Here is a 15,550-nt window from a genome sequence, read left to right as displayed (position 1 = left end):
CTGCTTGCTGTTATGTTTAAATAACATCTGCAACACCAACGAGATTCCTTCCAGTAAGAAAAACCTCCCAATACAACCTACCCACCGCAGGTGACAATGACCATCTCCGAACTGAAAGAAAAAAATATTACCGAACTGAGCCGCATCGCGCGTACGCTCGAAATCCCGGGCGCCAGCGGCCTCCGCAAGCAGGACCTTATCTTCAAGATTCTTCAGGCCCAGAGCGAAAAAGAAGGACACATCTTCGCCGAGGGCGTGCTCGAAATCCTGCCCGACGGCTATGGCTTCCTCCGCTCCCCGGACTACAACTATCTGCCTGGTCCCGACGATATCTACGTTTCGCCCTCCCAGATCCGCAAATTCGACCTGAAAACCGGCGACACCATCAGCGGCAACGTCCGTCCGCCGCACGAAGGCGAGAAGTACTTCGCGCTGGTCAAGATCGAGGCCATCAACTTTGAGTCGCCCGAAGAGACCCGCAACAAGATTCTCTTCGACAACCTGACTCCGCTCTACCCTCAAGAGCGGATCAAGATGGAAACCGTCCGCGACAACATCAGCGGACGCGTCATGGATCTGCTTACCCCCATCGGCAAAGGCCAGCGCGGCCTGATCGTCGCTCCGCCGCGTACCGGCAAGACGATGCTCCTGCAGTCCATCGCCAACTCCATCACCTCGAACCACCCCGAAGTCGTCCTCATCGTCCTGCTCATCGACGAGCGCCCGGAAGAAGTCACCGACATGCAGCGCTCGGTCAAGGGTGAAGTCATCAGCTCCACCTTCGACGAACCGGCAGCCCGCCACGTGCAGGTAGCTGAAATGGTCATCGAGAAAGCGAAGCGCCTCGTCGAGCATAAGCGCGATGTCGTCATTCTGCTCGACTCCATCACGCGTCTCGCGCGCGCCTACAACACCATCGTTCCGCCCTCAGGCAAAGTGCTCTCAGGCGGCGTCGACTCGAACGCCCTGCAACGCCCGAAGCGCTTCTTCGGCGCGGCCCGCAATATCGAGGAAGGCGGCTCGCTGACCATCATCGCCACCGCGCTCGTCGATACCGGCTCGCGTATGGACGAAGTGATCTTCGAAGAGTTCAAGGGTACCGGCAACATGGAAATCATCCTCGACCGCAAGCTGGTCGACAAGCGCGTCTTCCCGGCCATCGACATCCAGCGTTCGGGCACGCGTAAGGAAGAGCTGCTCATCCCCAAGGAAGACCTGAGCCGCATCTGGGTGCTGCGCAAGGTGCTGAACCCGCTGTCGCCGGTCGAAGCCATGGAACTGCTCGTCGACAAACTGGGCAAGACCCGCAACAATGCCGAGTTCCTGCAGAACATGAACTCTCTCTAAGGAACTGCACGTCCAGCGATACCAACCTTTGGCACACAAACGCCTGCTCTCCGGAGCAGGCGTTTTTATTTCGTTTCTTAGAAAACCCTCCCAAAGCTCCTCCGTCTGAAAAGTGCAGTCATTTCAGGAGGCTCACCTATGAAGAAATGGTTTCTACTCGCCGTAGTACTCTCATCTGCATGCATGGCTCAGACGGTCACCCCGCTACAACTCAATGCCGTCACCATCTCATTCAGCACCGCAGTCATCCAGACCAATGAGGCTCAGAAAAACCTGGATGACCTCAGGAAAAAATTTGCCCCGCGCGAATCCCGCATCCAGGCGCTAAACACAGAGGTCGAAAGCATGAAGAAGGACCTGAATACGGCGGGAAATAAATTGTCTGAAACGGAAAGAGCCTCCCGTGCGCAAGCGCTAGAAACCAGGGAAAAGCAGCTGCAGCGCGACTCTGAAGACTTTCAGAATGATTCGCAGTCCGAGTCACAGGAAGTCTTTCGCAGCGTCGCGGCCAGGGTATATTCCTTCCTTCAGGAATATGCCCAGCAGCATGGCTACACGTTTGTCATCGAGCGCGGATCAGAGGACAACCCCATCGTCTGGTACGCGGCAAATAATACGGACATCACAGCAGCCGTAGTGCAGGCCTACAACACCAGGTCAGGAATCGCCGCGCCTGCCAAGCCGGCCGCAGCCTCCCCTGCGCCAAAGAATTGATTTCCGGCAAATCCAGGTGCCCATGATTGCTGGATAGATTTTCGAATTCACATTAGACAAAGTTTTGTGGACGCAGTTACATGAAATTTTCCTTTGCTTCCATTGCCATACACAATGCTGTTGACATTCCGGTAAAGCATTTTCGGCTGTTGTAACTTCTCCGGCAATTGCTCTTCTAACGTGTGCGCGTCGTAGATAGGCCAGCCACTTGGATTGCGTCGCGCAACCCGTTTTCAAAGGAGCAGTCCATGAAGAGAGTTACAAGCAGTCTGTTGGCGATTGCAGTAGGCATTGGCATAACTGCACCAACGGCAAGCAAGGCAGCGTCGGTAAATGGAACCGAAACTGTCTTTGTCATGACGAACAATGCAGACAGGAATGAAGTAATCGCTTACGAGCAGGCTTACTATGGGCAATTCATTCAAACCCATCGTTACTATACCGAAGGCCGCGGAAGCGGCGGCATCAACGATCCTCTCGGCTCGCAGGGTTCTCTTACCCTGAGCGCCGACCACTCGCTGCTTTTTGCCGCCAACGCGGGCAGCGGCACCATCTCGGTCTTTCGCGTGCTGCACGGAGAACTTTTTCTAGCCGATAAGGTCCCGTCCAGCGGCAGCGAACCCGTCGCCATTGCCCAGCACCAGAACCTCGTGTATGTGCTCAACGCAGGTGGCAGCGGAAGTGTTGTAGCTTTCCATTTGAACTTCAACGGGCACCTCGAGGAAATCAGGAACTCAACTACCTTCCTCACTGCAAGTGGCGCCGGAGGAGCATCGATAACGATCAGCCCCGATGGCCGCTTCCTCGCTGTAACAGAGAAGACAACCAATAACATCGATATCTTTCCCATTCAACCCGACGGCACACTGGGAACCATCATGGCGAATCCGAGCGCAGGCCCAGGTGTATTTGCCGCACGTTTCGCTCCAGACGGAAAGTTGTTTGTATCTGAGACAGGGCCTGCAGGCGGTACGAATGCGTCGGCAATCTCGTCCTACTCTGTTTCGCCCAATGGCTCACTTGCGGTCATCAGCCGCAGTGTTCCCACTCTGGGCTCAGCCAACTGCTGGAATGTTGTGACACCTGATGGCCAGCGTGTTTACGTTTCCAACGCCGCCTCATCCACCATCTCGGGCTTTGCCGTTGGCAAGACCGGAAACCTGACGCCAATCGCAGGCACTGTAGTGGGAAGCAATCCGCAGGGCAGCGGCAATCTCGATATCGCCGCCAGCAATGACGGAAAGTTTGTCTTCACGCTGAATTCAGCAGCCGGCACCATCGGCGTCTTTGCAGTCCAGCAGGACGGTACGCTTACCAACATCGACGAAATTGAAGGACTCCCGAAAAACGTCGGCTTTAACGGCATCGCCGCGCTTTAGCTTTCGTACAATCCTGCGGGCTGTGAATTTCCTTCCGCAGCTCGCAGTTCTAATACTCCACCCTTACCCCATCAAGCGCCGGCAGATAACAGGGATGCACTTCCGCAATGAAGTGCCGTGATCCGACGCCAGGATTTGCATTTGCCAGCGCAGTAGCTTCCTCGGCGTTGGCAGCTTCAAGAATAGCCGTCGCGATGATCTCGCTGTCATCGGTCACCGGCCCTGCTACGATATAGCGCCGCGCTTCCATTTCACGCCGCAAAAAAGCAAGATACTTCCCCATCAGGTCTTCATGCCCTTCCGTCTGGTTCCAGCGCGGGCCTTTCTTCAACAGGCAGAGGAAATAGGGTTTCAGGTTGCGGGGAACATCCGGTCGTCTCGCGCTTGATGATGTCATAGTTCGATTGTCGCTTACTCTTTTTATGCAATTTGTACAAAGCTGTAGCAATCTTATAAATGCTATGCGGGCATTCCGAGCCAGTCTCTGTGCGCTGTTGCTGTTCCTCCACGGAATTGCCGTCGCACAGACTATCCGCTCCGTATTTGTGGCGCCGCTTGCGGGCGGAAGCAGCACATCGGCAATCGAGAGGCGACTCAAAGACAATCTCAAAAAGAGCGGCCTGTCTGTCGCGGACAGCGCTGCCTCCGCAGACGCCGTTCTGCGCGGCAATGCCGTAATCTGGCCGACCGGAACTATCTCGAATGATCCGCGCTCGCACAGCCTGCGCCAGGTTATTTACCAGGGCTATCTCTCCGCCGAATTGGTCAATGCAGGCAATGGAGCAGAAAACCAGCCGCTATGGTCTTACCTGGTCACACCGGGCCGCTTCCGTACCAGCAGCATTGTCGATGATCTTGCCGACCGTCTCAGCCAGAAGCTGATGGAAGCAATCAAAGGAGGTATTACTCGAACATCGCCATCGGCATATTTTCCCAAGAGCGCAGGCCCGGCGCTCCATGCTGCCGGATCCACCTTCACCGCACCGCTCTACATGAAATGGTTCGAGTCTTTCCAGCAGGCCGGCATCACATACAGCGCCATCGGCTCAGAGGCCGGCATCGAGCAACTCCTCGCCGGCAAGGCAGACATGGCCGCCTCCGACATTCCCGGTTCGCAGCCGGAGACCATCCGCTTCCCCGTCGTAGTCGGCGGAGTCGTCCCCATCTACAACCTGCCGGAGCTCGCGCATGGACTGAACCTCACAGCCGAAGTCCTCGCCGGTATCTATTCCGGAACGATCAAAAAATGGAATGATCCACATATTGCGGAATGGAACAAAGGCGCGCACTTGCCCAACGCTGAAATCACCGTCGTCCATCGCTCCGATGGGAGTGGCACAACCTATATCTGGACGAGCTATCTGGCACAGGCTAGCCCGGAGTGGAAGGCCAAAGTCGGTTCGCGTATCGAATCGCCGGTTGGAATCGAGGCTGCAGGCAATGAAGGCGTAGCCGAGCAGGTCGCAAAAACACCGAACTCCATCGGCTATGTGGAACTGATCTATGCAATCCAAAACCGTCTGAGCTACGCGGCCGTCAGGAACTCCTCCGGACGCTTCATCCGGGCCGATCTTGCAAGCATCACTGCGTCCGCAGCCGGCCGCGATGCGGAGCAGTCGATCCTGAATGCTCCGGGAAGAGATGCCTATCCCATCAGCAGTTTTACCTGGCTCGTGGTGCCCAGAGCAGGCAGCGATCCTGAAAAGCGCAAGACCATAGCAGCATTTCTGCGCTGGATGCTCACCGATGGGCAGAAAGACTGCTCAGCACTGGGCTACGCGCCCTTGCCTCATGACGTCATCACAAGCGAATTGCGCGCCGTCGATACTTTGAAATGAATGGAGTTAGTTGTTCTGCTCCTGCAGATGGTCGCCCGCGAACCGGGGAATCCCGAAATGCCCGCGCAGGTGCAGCAGATCGAGCGGGCTCAGCGTCCCATTAATTGCAATAATGTTGATGTCCGTGGGACTCGCCAGCATCACCACCGCGCCCTCGACATTCGTGTGCTCAAAACGAATCCACACATCGGTGCGTCCAAGGTTATCCGGATCGTGGATCGACTTTGACGTCACCATGTGCTTCCAGCCTTCCGTATGGTACTGCTGGCGGACAGCATCGAGCCCCGCTGGATCATAGAGCCCGGGCATCGAAAACTTGTAGCAGTGCACCGAGATTCCGCGCAGCTTGGCGACCACGCGGCGTGTATCTTCATCGGTGATAAAGTTGTTCGCCAGCGCCAGCATCGAGCGGTCAAAGGTGAAATCCGTGCGGAACGAGGCATTGTGGCTGATCGTCTCCACATTCCGCGGAATCCACGAGTCATCGACCTGGGCATGGACGGCTGCCGGAGCCAGGACAAGCACAGTGGCCACGAAAATGCGAACAAAAGCGCGCGAAACCATAAAAATCCTATGAATAGAGACACCGGGCCCAGAAGAAAGTTTGCTTCCCATAAAAATTTTCCTCCAGGAAAGTGCTTTCGGTCCTCTGTGCTCTTTGTGCCCTCTGTGGTGAAATGTTTTTCCCGCATTTGCGTAGAAATAGATTTTCGAAACATCCTCTGGATAAACTATCTAGTGCAGTATGACCGACCGCCTTTACTATCCGGACTCCTTTCTCCGAACCTTCGCTGCCCGTGTCACCGATATCCATGAGCTCGCACGCACCGAAGGCCAGTCCGTGTGGCAAATTGCGCTCGACCGCACCGCTTTTTATCCCACCAGCGGCGGACAGCCGCACGACCTGGGACTGTTGACCGCGACAGCGCGCAGCGGTGCTGTTCTTGAAGTTCCTGTGATCGCTGTCGAAGTAGATGAACATGGAGAGATCTGGCACCACACCCTTAAGCCGCTGCTCGCCGGAACAGAAGTCTCCGGCGAAATCGACTGGGCGCGCCGCCTCGACCACATGCAGCAGCATACCGGCCAGCATCTGCTCTCAGCTGTCTTTCTGAAGGAGCTCAAAGCGCCGACTGTCTCCTTTCATCTTGGCGAGACTTCATCGACTATCGATCTCTCCGTCGATGCGCTCGCCGCTCACAGCATCGAGCGTGTTGAGCGCATCTCTAACGAGTTGATCGCCGAAGACCGCGCCATCACCGTGCGCACTGTCAGCAGCGAAGAAGCACGATCGCTGCTTGCTGCCGGACAGCTGCGCAAGCTTCCTGAACGCGAAGGACATATTCGCCTGATCGAGATTGCCAACTGCGACCTCAACGCCTGCGGAGGCACACACGTCCGCTCCACCGGACAGATCGGCGGCCTCCTGATCCGTGGCGTCGAGCGCGTCCGCCAGGGCATTCGCGTCGAATTTGTCTGCGGCCTTCGCGCCGTCACAACAGCGCGCCACGACTACGCCACTCTCACTCACAGCGCATCATCACTCTCGGTGCCGCGCTCCGATCTTCCTGCGGCCGTGGAACGCATTCTGTCAGAAGCCAAATCCGGCGCGAAAGAAAAACAGAAGCTGCGTGAAGAACTGGCTGATTATCACGCTGCACGCCTGGCTGTAGAAGAACTGATGATCGAGCACCTGCGCGTGGTGCGGCGCGTTTTTCATGATCGCGATGCTGACTATGTAAAACTGCTCGCTTCACGTCTGGCATCGGCGGTCCCGCAAACTGTAGCGCTGCTGGCATCGACATATCAGGAGCCGGCCTTTGTTGTCCTCGCTCACAGTGAAGATCTCGAATGCAATTCCGGTCAGATCATGAAAGAAGCTCTCACCCGGCTAGGCCTGCGTGGCGGAGGCTCAGCTATCCTGGCCCAGGGGCAAGTACCCGAAGAGCATCTGTCCGCGTTGATGGATGAACTCGCCGCATCTGTACGCCAGGCGGTTTCGCATACCTCCAAAGATGCATAAACAAGAGGCCGGATGTGCTTTGCGAATCGCAACCACACTGATAAACTGGTAGAAGTATTCCCGCCTACCGGGGTCCTCATGAGACGCAGTGTTCGTGTCCTGAGGTGATCTGATATGGGGCTATAGCTCAGCTGGGAGAGCGCCTCGTTCGCAACGAGGAGGTCATCGGTTCGATCCCGATTAGCTCCACCAAATCAGAATTTTTTTTACTAATCCTTTTTAAGGTACAGAAAAGGGAAGATTTAAAGCGGTTCAAAATACCGATTTCCGGCGTGTACTCTAAACCCCCTCCAAATAACAAATTTTGAACCCGTTCGCGCTGCGTTGGACCGGCAATCTCCCAAGCGTTTGCGATGTCCAGGTGCTGCAAATTAGCAAAGTGCATAAATGCGTCTGCGGAATAACAGCACCCCAGGCCCGCTGAATTCATCTACCCGCTAAATCCTCCGGCCATATCTGGGAACCATGCAGTATGCGCAAGACGCGAACTGCATCGTCATCGATGCGGTAAGCTGCGATGTAAGGGGTGTGGCTGATGACGAGTTCGCGGGTGCCTTCCACCCGTCCCATGCGCCCGCTATCGGGGAACTGGATTAACCTCTCCACCTCCGCTTCGATACGATCATCGACAGAGACAGCCGCTTGCGGGCTCTCTGCCTCAATGTAATCGAAGATCGCTTCACGATCGGCATACGCGGACACAGTCTACACCAATCGCATTGATTTACTTTACCTTGCGCTTTGCGGCAGCACGCCGCTTGGCAAAGTGAGCTTTGACTTGCTCGTTAGGGAACACAGGACGACGATCGTCCAGGGCCTCTTGAACTTTAGCGCGGAACCAAGCATCGTGGGCTGCGGGGTCCTGCGTCAGTTCAAAGGGAAGTGCTCCCTCATTCGCAGTGCGGGTAAGCAGAATACGCACTGCGTCGGATACCGTCATGCCGAGGTTTGCCAACACCGCCGCTGCCCGATCCTTCAGGTCGGAATCGATCCGGGTCTGCACTAATGAATTTGATGGCATCAGAACCTCCATCTCTAATGGAATTCAAATGAATTACATTGTGCAGGTCTCGTCGGGTTCCTCATCCGGCTAAGTTCGCAAAAAGCTTGGGCAATGGAGGCCGAGGCTTTACGGGCCGGTTCGCGGCTTTCTTCGCCCAATCACCCAAGCCTGGGACTGGAATATGTAGCTTCTTACACGCTTTGGCGATGGCGACATTGAAACACCGTACAAACTCGCGACTTTCAGCACAGGCATTCTCCAGCCCCTTTTGTAGAGTTCTTTGCGGTCATAGCGCATAGTCGAAGGTGTCGATCGCGGTGGACTTGCTTTCGGAACGTTGATGGTTCTTTTCTCAGATGTCGCACGAGTTTTCATGCTTTCCGTTCGCTCTCTTTCAGATGGCCGCGGAGTCTTTTGTGATGACCGATCAGGCGCTGATTGGCTTCGTCTTTTGGAATCTGCAGAGGTCGGACGCTCCAAACGTTCATTTTGGGCATCCGGGAACTGGCTGCATTCCAAGTCCTTCAAAATGCCATTTAATTCAGAGATGAAAACCTCGGCTTTGGACGCTTGCATGGCAAGCTGGTTCAAAATTTCAATATTTGGGTCCACTATCATTGCATGAAGCGGACGCGCGCTCGCGCACATCCCTGCCTATGCCACTCCCAGGAACTTCTGACTCCTTCCAACGCCACCACGATCATTGAGAAAGCGGCGAAACAACCGGATAGCAGATCAGGAAATCATAGCTGTCTGCCCAATAAATCAGGTTGGCTTCCAATGGCGTACACTCTGCCTGAGAAACAGAGTGGAGCATAGGCCGGAGCGTTTGCAGATCGAAGAGCGTCGCATTTGTTCCAGCCAGATTTGCAAGCAGGGCAAACGTAAGCTCATCCTGCCGTTCATCTGCATCGAATGTTTTGCCGGCAAGGTGCTCCTTGCCTCCTGCAGCAAAGGCGCCGACATTGAAGACGGACTTGTTTTCTGCAAGCGCCAGCTCAGCGACAAAATTGCCGAGCGTAGAAACACCGCGCGCATCATAACCGCGATGCAGATGATTGCGTCCGAAACGCAGGAATATCTTGCCGTCACTGTCCTGCCGGTAATGAGCCAGGAAAAGCTTCTTCATCACCAGCTCTCTTGTTTCAGAAGCTGCAAGCCTTGTGTCTGAACGAGAACGAAGGGTCTCCACTTGCAACGTGTCGCGAATGTTTTGCCAGAGCGAGATGCCGCTGTACATGGCATCGTGCACCGGATGCTTCGTCTCGGAGATGCTTAACAGCTCCATTGCCTGCTTGCGATCATAGCCATGAGATGTAATCTCCACCATTCTTTGCAGCTTGGCGTCTTTGGGATTGAGTTCAGACATTTCCCGGATCAGGCGATCAGGCTGCATTTCATCGATATCGCATCCCCAAAGAACTTCCCGTCCCGGTTTTGCAAACTGGCGCACAATCATAGCCTGCTCCTGCGTCCAGGTTCCTTTAGCCTGGTCCAGATGTTCCGCAGCCCAGGGACTGATTTCCGCAGCAGCATGGCGATATCCAGCCTGCCATAGCTGCGGCCATAGATCCTTCAGAAGCTCCGGTATCTCCTGTTCGCCATGAAGCTCTCCCAGGAGAAAGAAATCGTGACTGCGAGCTTCCTTGATCAGCAGGGCTTCACCTGCTCCATGCAGCGGAACAGCATGGGCCGCAAGCGCCGTGCGAATCGATTCTTCCGTCACCGCTGAAGCAGCATGAACAGGTCTTGCGATGAGTAAGACTGAAAAAACAAGAGCAGGAAGAGCACGATAATTCATGTATGGGAGTAACGCACAGAAGCAGCGAATAGTTCCGTCTCCAGAAAAGCAAAAGGCCCGACTTTCGTCGGGCCTTTTATCTAATTGAAAGAGACTTACTGCTGTTCTTCCGCAGCCACAACCTTGGTCTGCGCGACGGTCCAGTTCGGATCGCCGACCTTGAAGCGCGCGAAACGGCGGATAGTAATGTTTTCGCCCAGCTTGCCGACCTTCTGCGCAATCAGGTCCTTGATCGAGACCGTCTGGTCCTTGATGAAGGGTTGCTCCAGGAGGCAAACTTCTTCGTAGAACTTGCTCATCTTGCCTTCGACGATCTTCTCGATCACCGGAGCGGGCTTGCCCGTCTCAGCTGCCTGCGCGCGGAAGATGTCCTTCTCGCGATCGAGGTCTTCAGCCGTCACATCTTCGGGGCGGATGTAACGCGGGTCAGTCGCGGCAATGTGCATCGCGATGTCCTTGAGCAGCTCCTGGAAGTCAGGGGTGCGGGCAACGAAGTCGCTCTCGCAGTTCACTTCCACCAGCACGCCGATCTTGCCGCCGGCGTGAATGTAGGTGCCCACCGCGCCCTCATTCGTGGTGCGCGAAGCCTTCTTCTGCGCCGAAGCCATGCCGCGCTTACGCAGAATGACGAAGGCCTCTTCCATGTCGCCCTTCGATTCCTGCAGGGCCTTCAGGCAGTCGCCCATCGGCGCGCCCGACTTCTCACGCAGCTCCTTCACCAGCTTTGCATCAATCTTTTCACTCACCGTAGACATTCCCTTTTTCCTCAATCCTCTTCTATATCACGCGCACGTTAATTCAAGTTTGTCATCCCGACCGGAGTCGCGTAGCGACGCAGCGGAGGGACCTGCAATTTCAGTATGCGTGGACTTTAGTCCGCGCTTAATCCACTCAGACACAACGAAAGCGTGGCCCTTTCCAGACTGCAGCCACGCTTCCAAAAGAAATGCTTTCCTTCTTCAAGTCTTAGTAGCTGCTTTCAGCCGCCTCTGCTTCGTCGAGCGAGCTGACCACCGCAGGCGACTTGCGGATCACGCCGCCGAGCGCCGCTTCGAGGTCAACCTCTTCCTCGACAGGGCTGCTGGCTTCGATGCTGTCCACTGTGCCTTCTTCGCCTTCCGTCTTGGCTTCCGTCTCGCCGCCGACAGCTTCGGCAAACTGCTTGTCGCCGACCAGCTGTACGCCTTCAATGACCGATTCGGAAATCTTCGAAGCGAACAGGCGGATGGCGCGCAGCGCATCATCATTGCCCGGAATCACGTAGTCCACCACCGTCGGATCGCAGTTCGTATCGACGACAGCAACAACGGGGATGCCCAGCTTGCGGGCTTCCTTGACAGCAATGGCTTCGTTGTTCGAGTCGATGACGAAGAGCGCATCGGGCAGGCGCTTCATGTTCTTGATGCCGGCGAGATTGGCCTGCAGGTGCTTGCGCTCCCGCTCCAGGCGAATGACTTCCTTCTTCGTCAGCAGTTCGTAGCGGCCGTCGGTGGCCATATCATCCAGTTCCTGAAGGCGCTTCACCGACTTCTGCACCGTCACCCAGTTGGTCAGCAGGCCACCCAGCCAGCGGTTGTTGATGTAGAACATGCCGCAGCGGTTGGCTTCTTCGGCGATGGCGTCCTGCGCCTGCCGCTTGGTGCCGACGAACAGAATCACTTTGCCCTGGGCAGCGACGTCCGTGACGTACTTCGACGCGTCCTTGAACATCTTCAGGGTCTTCTGCAGGTCGATGATGTAAATGCCGTTGCGCTCGCCGAAGATGTATTCCTTCATGCGAGGATCCCAGCGCTTCGTCTGATGCCCGAAGTGGACTCCCGCTTCGAGCAGCTCCTTCATGGTGATTGTGGCCAAACAGCCTCCTTCGTGGACTGCATTCCGGCAAGTTAGGGTCGCCGGAATTGATTCCCCTATTTGGGAAGATTTAACTGCCTAAACTTTAGTTCTTAGTTGTCAGTTCTTAGCCCTCAGTCACCCTACTAACAACTGAAGACTGATAACTAACAACTGAAGCGCACTTTAGTTCTTAGTTGTCAGTTCTTAGCCCTCAGTCACCCTACTAACAACTGAAGACTGATAACTAACAACTGAAGCGCAATTAGCGCTTGCTGAACTGGAACCGCTTGCGGGCGCCCTTCTGACCGTACTTCTTGCGCTCCTTCACACGAGCGTCGCGGGTCAGCAGGCCGTCAGCCTTGACGGTCTTGCGCAGTTCTATGTTGAACTCGAGCAGAGCGCGGGCAATGCCCATCTTCACTGCGTCGGCCTGCGCGGTCACACCGCCGCCGGTCACGCGCGCCACCACATCAAAGGTACTGACGGTCTCGGTCACGGCCAGCGGACGCTTCGCCGACACACGCTGCTGCTCGGTGACGAAGTATGTCTCGAATTCCTTGTCGTTGACCTTGAACGCACCGTTTCCGGGACGCAGAAACACGCGGGCAATCGCCGCCTTGCGCCGCCCCGTTCCGTAATACTGAACCAAATCTGCCATTCGCCTGTCCTAAACTCTCAAATCCTTAAATCATGCCGGGTGCCGGGTGCCCCATCCTTTCGCGCCTTTTGCGAAAGGGTGGGAGACCACAAATTTCTTAAGCCTTCACTTCAAGCGGCTCAGGCTTCTGCGCCGCGTGCGGGTGCTGGTCGCCCTTGTAGACATTGAGCTTGGTCGCCATCTTGCGGCCCATCTTGGTCTTGGGCAGCATGCCCTTGATCGCCTCTTCGACAATCTTTTCCGGCTTGCGCTCGAGCAGGCGCACAAACGACTCTTCCCGCAGTCCGCCGGGAAAACCGGTGTAGCGGCGGTAAAGCTTGCTCTGGCTCTTGAGGCCGGTCAGCCGGACCTTCTCCGCATTGATCACAATCACGTGGTCGCCCATATCGATATAAGGCGTGTACTTGGGATTTCTCTTGCCGCTCAGCACGCTGGCCGCTTCGGTCGCCAGACGCCCCAGGGTCTTGCCGCTGGCGTCTACGACGAACCACTTGCGGTTGATCTCGTGCGCGCTCGGAATATACGTCGACATCTTTCTATCTCCAGCAAAATCTCTGCGTGCAAACGCTTTTTGCCCACGCAAAGCGTCGCCGCGGTAAAACTCGGTTTCCCACGGCAGGACATCAACTGTTCGCGTGAGGTTCGGAGCCCCAACGCGCGTGGTGTTCGTGTGTCGGGGTGAATCTGCGCAGTTTCAACCGGTCGGGTTTTCGAGCATCCAACGCCTCGTCTTCAAGACATACAGACAGGCAGACGCAGAACCGCGCAAGGATTTTAGAATACGGGATTTTTAAGGGGAAGTCAACGCTAAGAGTTCTATTCCGGATTGTAAAGTCCCCTCACGATAGAAGAAAAATTCGATTTAATTCAGAGAACTATGTAATTTAAGCTGGTCCCGCTATGGAAAAGAAGTGTTTTGTGATTCAAAGGTTCGATGGTGGCAGGTACGACTCCCTTTACAAAGAGATATTCAAACCTGCCATCGAGCAGGCTGGTTTTAGCCCTTACAGAGTAGATCAAGACCCCTCAGCGTCCATTCCAATTGAAGCCATCGAACAGCACATCACAAACTCTGATGCTTGTTTCGTTGAGATTTCGGAAGACAATCCAAACGTCTGGTTCGAACTTGGATACTCGATTGCGCGTCAGAAACCGCTTTGCCTTGTCTGCTCTAAAGATCGGGAAAAGTTCCCTTTCGATATTCAACATCGAAAGATTATTCGATATCCGACACGACCTGTACCAAGTGAATATGAAAAATTGCGTAGCGAAATAGCCGATCGCCTGCAAAGCGTCGCTAAAAGTGAAATTGCTCTTAAAGAAACTGCAGAAGTAGTCGAGGGATTATCAACGTCACCGACTATGAATGGTCTAAGACCACATGAACTACTAGCTCTCACTATGATTTTTCAATCGGAATATACAGGTGGCATCTCTGGTTGGTCCTTAAACCAAGACATGCAACGCGGCGGATATAACTCCATTGCAGCTACTCTTGCGATAAAGGGCTTGGCTAAAGCGAATCTAATTCGGATTGAAGAAGGTACAAATATGAACGATGAGCCATATACGTCATTATCCGTTACATCTTCTGGGGAAGACTGGCTTATGGAGCATCAGGACGAGCTTAATCTGAGGATCACAAAACTTAACCCAGATACAGTGATCGCCAAGATAACCGAAGATGATATCCCCTTCTGAGATGCGTTTAGACGGGTGGCCCATCAAGCCTTCTTTCGACTTGAGTAGGGTAGTTGAGCGTGAAAGCGCCTCCAGGTAGAAGCAGCGGGCTTCAGCCCGCTGAAAAAGAACCGGCTCGAAGAGCCGCACCTCACTGCCGTAGGCCGGAGCGGAACCGAAGGTGCAGCGACCCCGATTCTCCGCATACACTAAGCCGTGGGCAAACGAACCTTCCTCAAACTCTTCGCATGGTCTCTGCTGGTCATTTCCATGACGCACGCCGCCCACTCCGACTCACCCCCAGCCGTTCCAAAAGACATCAAGGTCTTTTCGTCCAACCGGCGCTTTTACGCTTTCAGCGCCTTGAAAGCTGCAAAGACATCCATCTTCTCTGCGCAGGACAGGCAGAAAACGCTATGGGAGATTCCGGGATACCACCCTGTTCTTTTCCTGTCCGACGACGGGCAGCATCTGATGACCGGATACAGCGGCGGCAGCATTTTCAGCGAAACGGTCAAAGCGTCCGACACTTTTCTCTGCTTCTACACCTCCGGAAAACTTGTGCGCGAAGTGCATGTAAGCGATGTCTTCCCCAATTTGGATGAAATCCCGCAGTCTGCCTCGGGCAGGGTGTGGGGAAATTACTTCGGCTTTAACCGGCAGAACCGCTTCATTCTGCTGCTCTTTGACGGGAAGCGCCTGACCTTTGATGCAGGCACCGGACGGCCTATGGACCACTAATCGACGGTGGGTAGCGCATTCAAGCCCGGTTTTGGCTTGAGTGGGAGTGCAGGAAGGAAATGGCGGAAGAGGAGGGATTCGAACCCCCGGTACCCTTTCGGGTACGCCGGTTTTCAAGACCGGAGCCATCAACCACTCGGCCACTCTTCCGTTTCTCAAGTGTAGTATGGACACGGATTTTACGCGACAGAACGAACGCCGAAAATTCTTGTCAATTCCTTGATCTGAAGAAAACCGCATAACCTGAACAAAGCAAAGGGAAGATCGAAGAAAAATAGTTGGCATAGAATTCCCAGTAAAATTGCTAAAATAGAAATAGGAGCAAAGAAAAAGCCCGCCTCAATGGCGGGCTTTCGTGTTTCTGCACCCTGCACCCTGCACCCTGCGCGCTGAGCGCTGCACCCTGAGGAGAACCCATGTACAACGAATGCCGCCACCTCTTCACCAGCGGCACCAAATGCAGGCAGGCAGCACTCAAAGAACAGCCCTTCTGCACCTACCACAGAAACACCCGCCAGCGCCCCTCGCCC

17 protein-coding genes and 2 tRNA genes are annotated in these 15,550 nt (G+C 55.0%); 8 read left to right on the top strand and 11 right to left on the bottom strand.

Features of this window, described 5'->3' with window-relative positions; translation table 11 throughout:
• The first annotated feature begins 96 nt into the window (after window positions 1-96).
• The 3 genes from rho (at window position 97) to AC5S16_RS19605 (ending at window position 3,440) form a co-directional block, all read left to right on the top strand.
• Window positions 97-1,347: a transcription termination factor Rho gene (gene rho / locus AC5S16_RS19615; protein ID WP_493931808.1), complete on the top strand. Its 1,251-nt coding sequence runs from the start codon at window positions 97-99 to the stop codon at window positions 1,345-1,347.
• Between the two features lie 138 nt (window positions 1,348-1,485).
• The gene (locus tag AC5S16_RS19610; protein ID WP_493931807.1) at window positions 1,486-2,061 is read left to right on the top strand and encodes an OmpH/Skp family outer membrane protein; all 576 of its coding nucleotides are present in this window, start codon (window positions 1,486-1,488) and stop codon (window positions 2,059-2,061) included.
• Between the two features lie 248 nt (window positions 2,062-2,309).
• Entirely contained in the window at window positions 2,310-3,440 is a 1,131-nt protein-coding gene (locus AC5S16_RS19605) for a lactonase family protein (protein ID WP_493931806.1), read from the top strand.
• A 49-nt stretch (window positions 3,441-3,489) separates the two neighbouring features.
• Here the strand turns inward: AC5S16_RS19605 and AC5S16_RS19600 are convergent, their stop codons facing one another.
• Window positions 3,490-3,837, bottom strand: a complete 348-nt coding sequence (locus AC5S16_RS19600) for a hypothetical protein (protein WP_493931805.1) — start codon at window positions 3,835-3,837, stop codon at window positions 3,490-3,492.
• A gap of 64 nt (window positions 3,838-3,901) precedes the next feature.
• Here AC5S16_RS19600 and pstS point away from each other — a divergent pair, with 64 nt between their 5' ends.
• Window positions 3,902-5,278 carry a phosphate ABC transporter substrate-binding protein PstS gene (pstS, locus tag AC5S16_RS19595; protein WP_493931804.1) on the top strand — a complete coding sequence of 459 codons (1,377 nt, stop codon included), beginning with the start codon at window positions 3,902-3,904 and terminating at the stop codon, window positions 5,276-5,278.
• A 6-nt stretch (window positions 5,279-5,284) separates the two neighbouring features.
• On the opposite strand, the gene AC5S16_RS19590 is transcribed toward pstS, so the two are convergent.
• Window positions 5,285-5,842 (bottom strand): hypothetical protein, encoded by a 558-nt coding sequence (locus AC5S16_RS19590; protein ID WP_493931803.1) that lies wholly within the window; start codon window positions 5,840-5,842, stop codon window positions 5,285-5,287.
• A gap of 181 nt (window positions 5,843-6,023) precedes the next feature.
• Between AC5S16_RS19590 and AC5S16_RS19585 the strand changes: the two genes are divergently transcribed.
• Together AC5S16_RS19585 and AC5S16_RS19580 are read left to right on the top strand one after the other, a co-directional pair.
• Window positions 6,024-7,301, top strand: a complete 1,278-nt coding sequence (locus tag AC5S16_RS19585; protein WP_493931802.1) for an alanyl-tRNA editing protein — start codon at window positions 6,024-6,026, stop codon at window positions 7,299-7,301.
• A gap of 116 nt (window positions 7,302-7,417) precedes the next feature.
• Window positions 7,418-7,493, top strand: a tRNA-Ala gene (locus AC5S16_RS19580).
• Between the two features lie 234 nt (window positions 7,494-7,727).
• On the opposite strand, the gene AC5S16_RS19575 is transcribed toward AC5S16_RS19580, so the two are convergent.
• From AC5S16_RS19575 to rplM, 7 genes are all read right to left on the bottom strand, one after another.
• A complete protein-coding gene (locus AC5S16_RS19575; RefSeq protein ID WP_493931801.1) occupies window positions 7,728-8,003 on the bottom strand; it encodes a type II toxin-antitoxin system RelE/ParE family toxin in 276 nt (91 codons plus the stop codon).
• Window positions 8,004-8,025: 22 nt separating this feature from the next.
• Window positions 8,026-8,322, bottom strand: a complete 297-nt coding sequence (locus tag AC5S16_RS19570) for a type II toxin-antitoxin system RelB/DinJ family antitoxin (RefSeq protein ID WP_493931800.1) — start codon at window positions 8,320-8,322, stop codon at window positions 8,026-8,028.
• Between the two features lie 682 nt (window positions 8,323-9,004).
• The gene (locus AC5S16_RS19565) at window positions 9,005-10,105 is read right to left on the bottom strand and encodes a hypothetical protein (protein WP_493931799.1); all 1,101 of its coding nucleotides are present in this window, start codon (window positions 10,103-10,105) and stop codon (window positions 9,005-9,007) included.
• A gap of 95 nt (window positions 10,106-10,200) precedes the next feature.
• Complete coding sequence (tsf, locus tag AC5S16_RS19560; RefSeq protein WP_493931798.1) at window positions 10,201-10,860, bottom strand: translation elongation factor Ts; 660 nt, start codon at window positions 10,858-10,860, stop codon at window positions 10,201-10,203.
• 211 nt (window positions 10,861-11,071) lie between these two features.
• Window positions 11,072-11,959, bottom strand: a complete 888-nt coding sequence (rpsB, locus tag AC5S16_RS19555; RefSeq protein WP_493931797.1) for a 30S ribosomal protein S2 — start codon at window positions 11,957-11,959, stop codon at window positions 11,072-11,074.
• Window positions 11,960-12,203: 244 nt separating this feature from the next.
• The gene (rpsI, locus tag AC5S16_RS19550; protein ID WP_493931796.1) at window positions 12,204-12,599 is read right to left on the bottom strand and encodes a 30S ribosomal protein S9; all 396 of its coding nucleotides are present in this window, start codon (window positions 12,597-12,599) and stop codon (window positions 12,204-12,206) included.
• Window positions 12,600-12,696: 97 nt separating this feature from the next.
• Entirely contained in the window at window positions 12,697-13,131 is a 435-nt protein-coding gene (rplM, locus tag AC5S16_RS19545) for a 50S ribosomal protein L13 (protein WP_493931795.1), read from the bottom strand.
• Between the two features lie 368 nt (window positions 13,132-13,499).
• Between rplM and AC5S16_RS19540 the strand changes: the two genes are divergently transcribed.
• Both AC5S16_RS19540 and AC5S16_RS19535 read left to right on the top strand, forming a co-directional pair.
• Window positions 13,500-14,300 carry a hypothetical protein gene (locus AC5S16_RS19540; RefSeq protein WP_493931794.1) on the top strand — a complete coding sequence of 267 codons (801 nt, stop codon included), beginning with the start codon at window positions 13,500-13,502 and terminating at the stop codon, window positions 14,298-14,300.
• A gap of 195 nt (window positions 14,301-14,495) precedes the next feature.
• A complete protein-coding gene (locus AC5S16_RS19535) occupies window positions 14,496-15,020 on the top strand; it encodes a hypothetical protein (protein WP_493931793.1) in 525 nt (174 codons plus the stop codon).
• Between the two features lie 60 nt (window positions 15,021-15,080).
• Here AC5S16_RS19535 and AC5S16_RS19530 read toward each other — a convergent pair.
• Together AC5S16_RS19530 and AC5S16_RS19525 are read right to left on the bottom strand one after the other, a co-directional pair.
• Window positions 15,081-15,170: transfer RNA gene (locus AC5S16_RS19530), tRNA-Ser, on the bottom strand.
• 29 nt (window positions 15,171-15,199) lie between these two features.
• Window positions 15,200-15,550: hypothetical protein (locus tag AC5S16_RS19525; protein WP_493931792.1), on the bottom strand; the 351-nt coding region annotated here is incomplete at its 5' end.

Source organism: Acidobacterium sp. FHG110202_01 (genome assembly GCF_059115305.1).
Note: the sequence above shows the minus strand (reverse complement) of the source record. Positions and strands in the feature narration are given on the sequence as shown.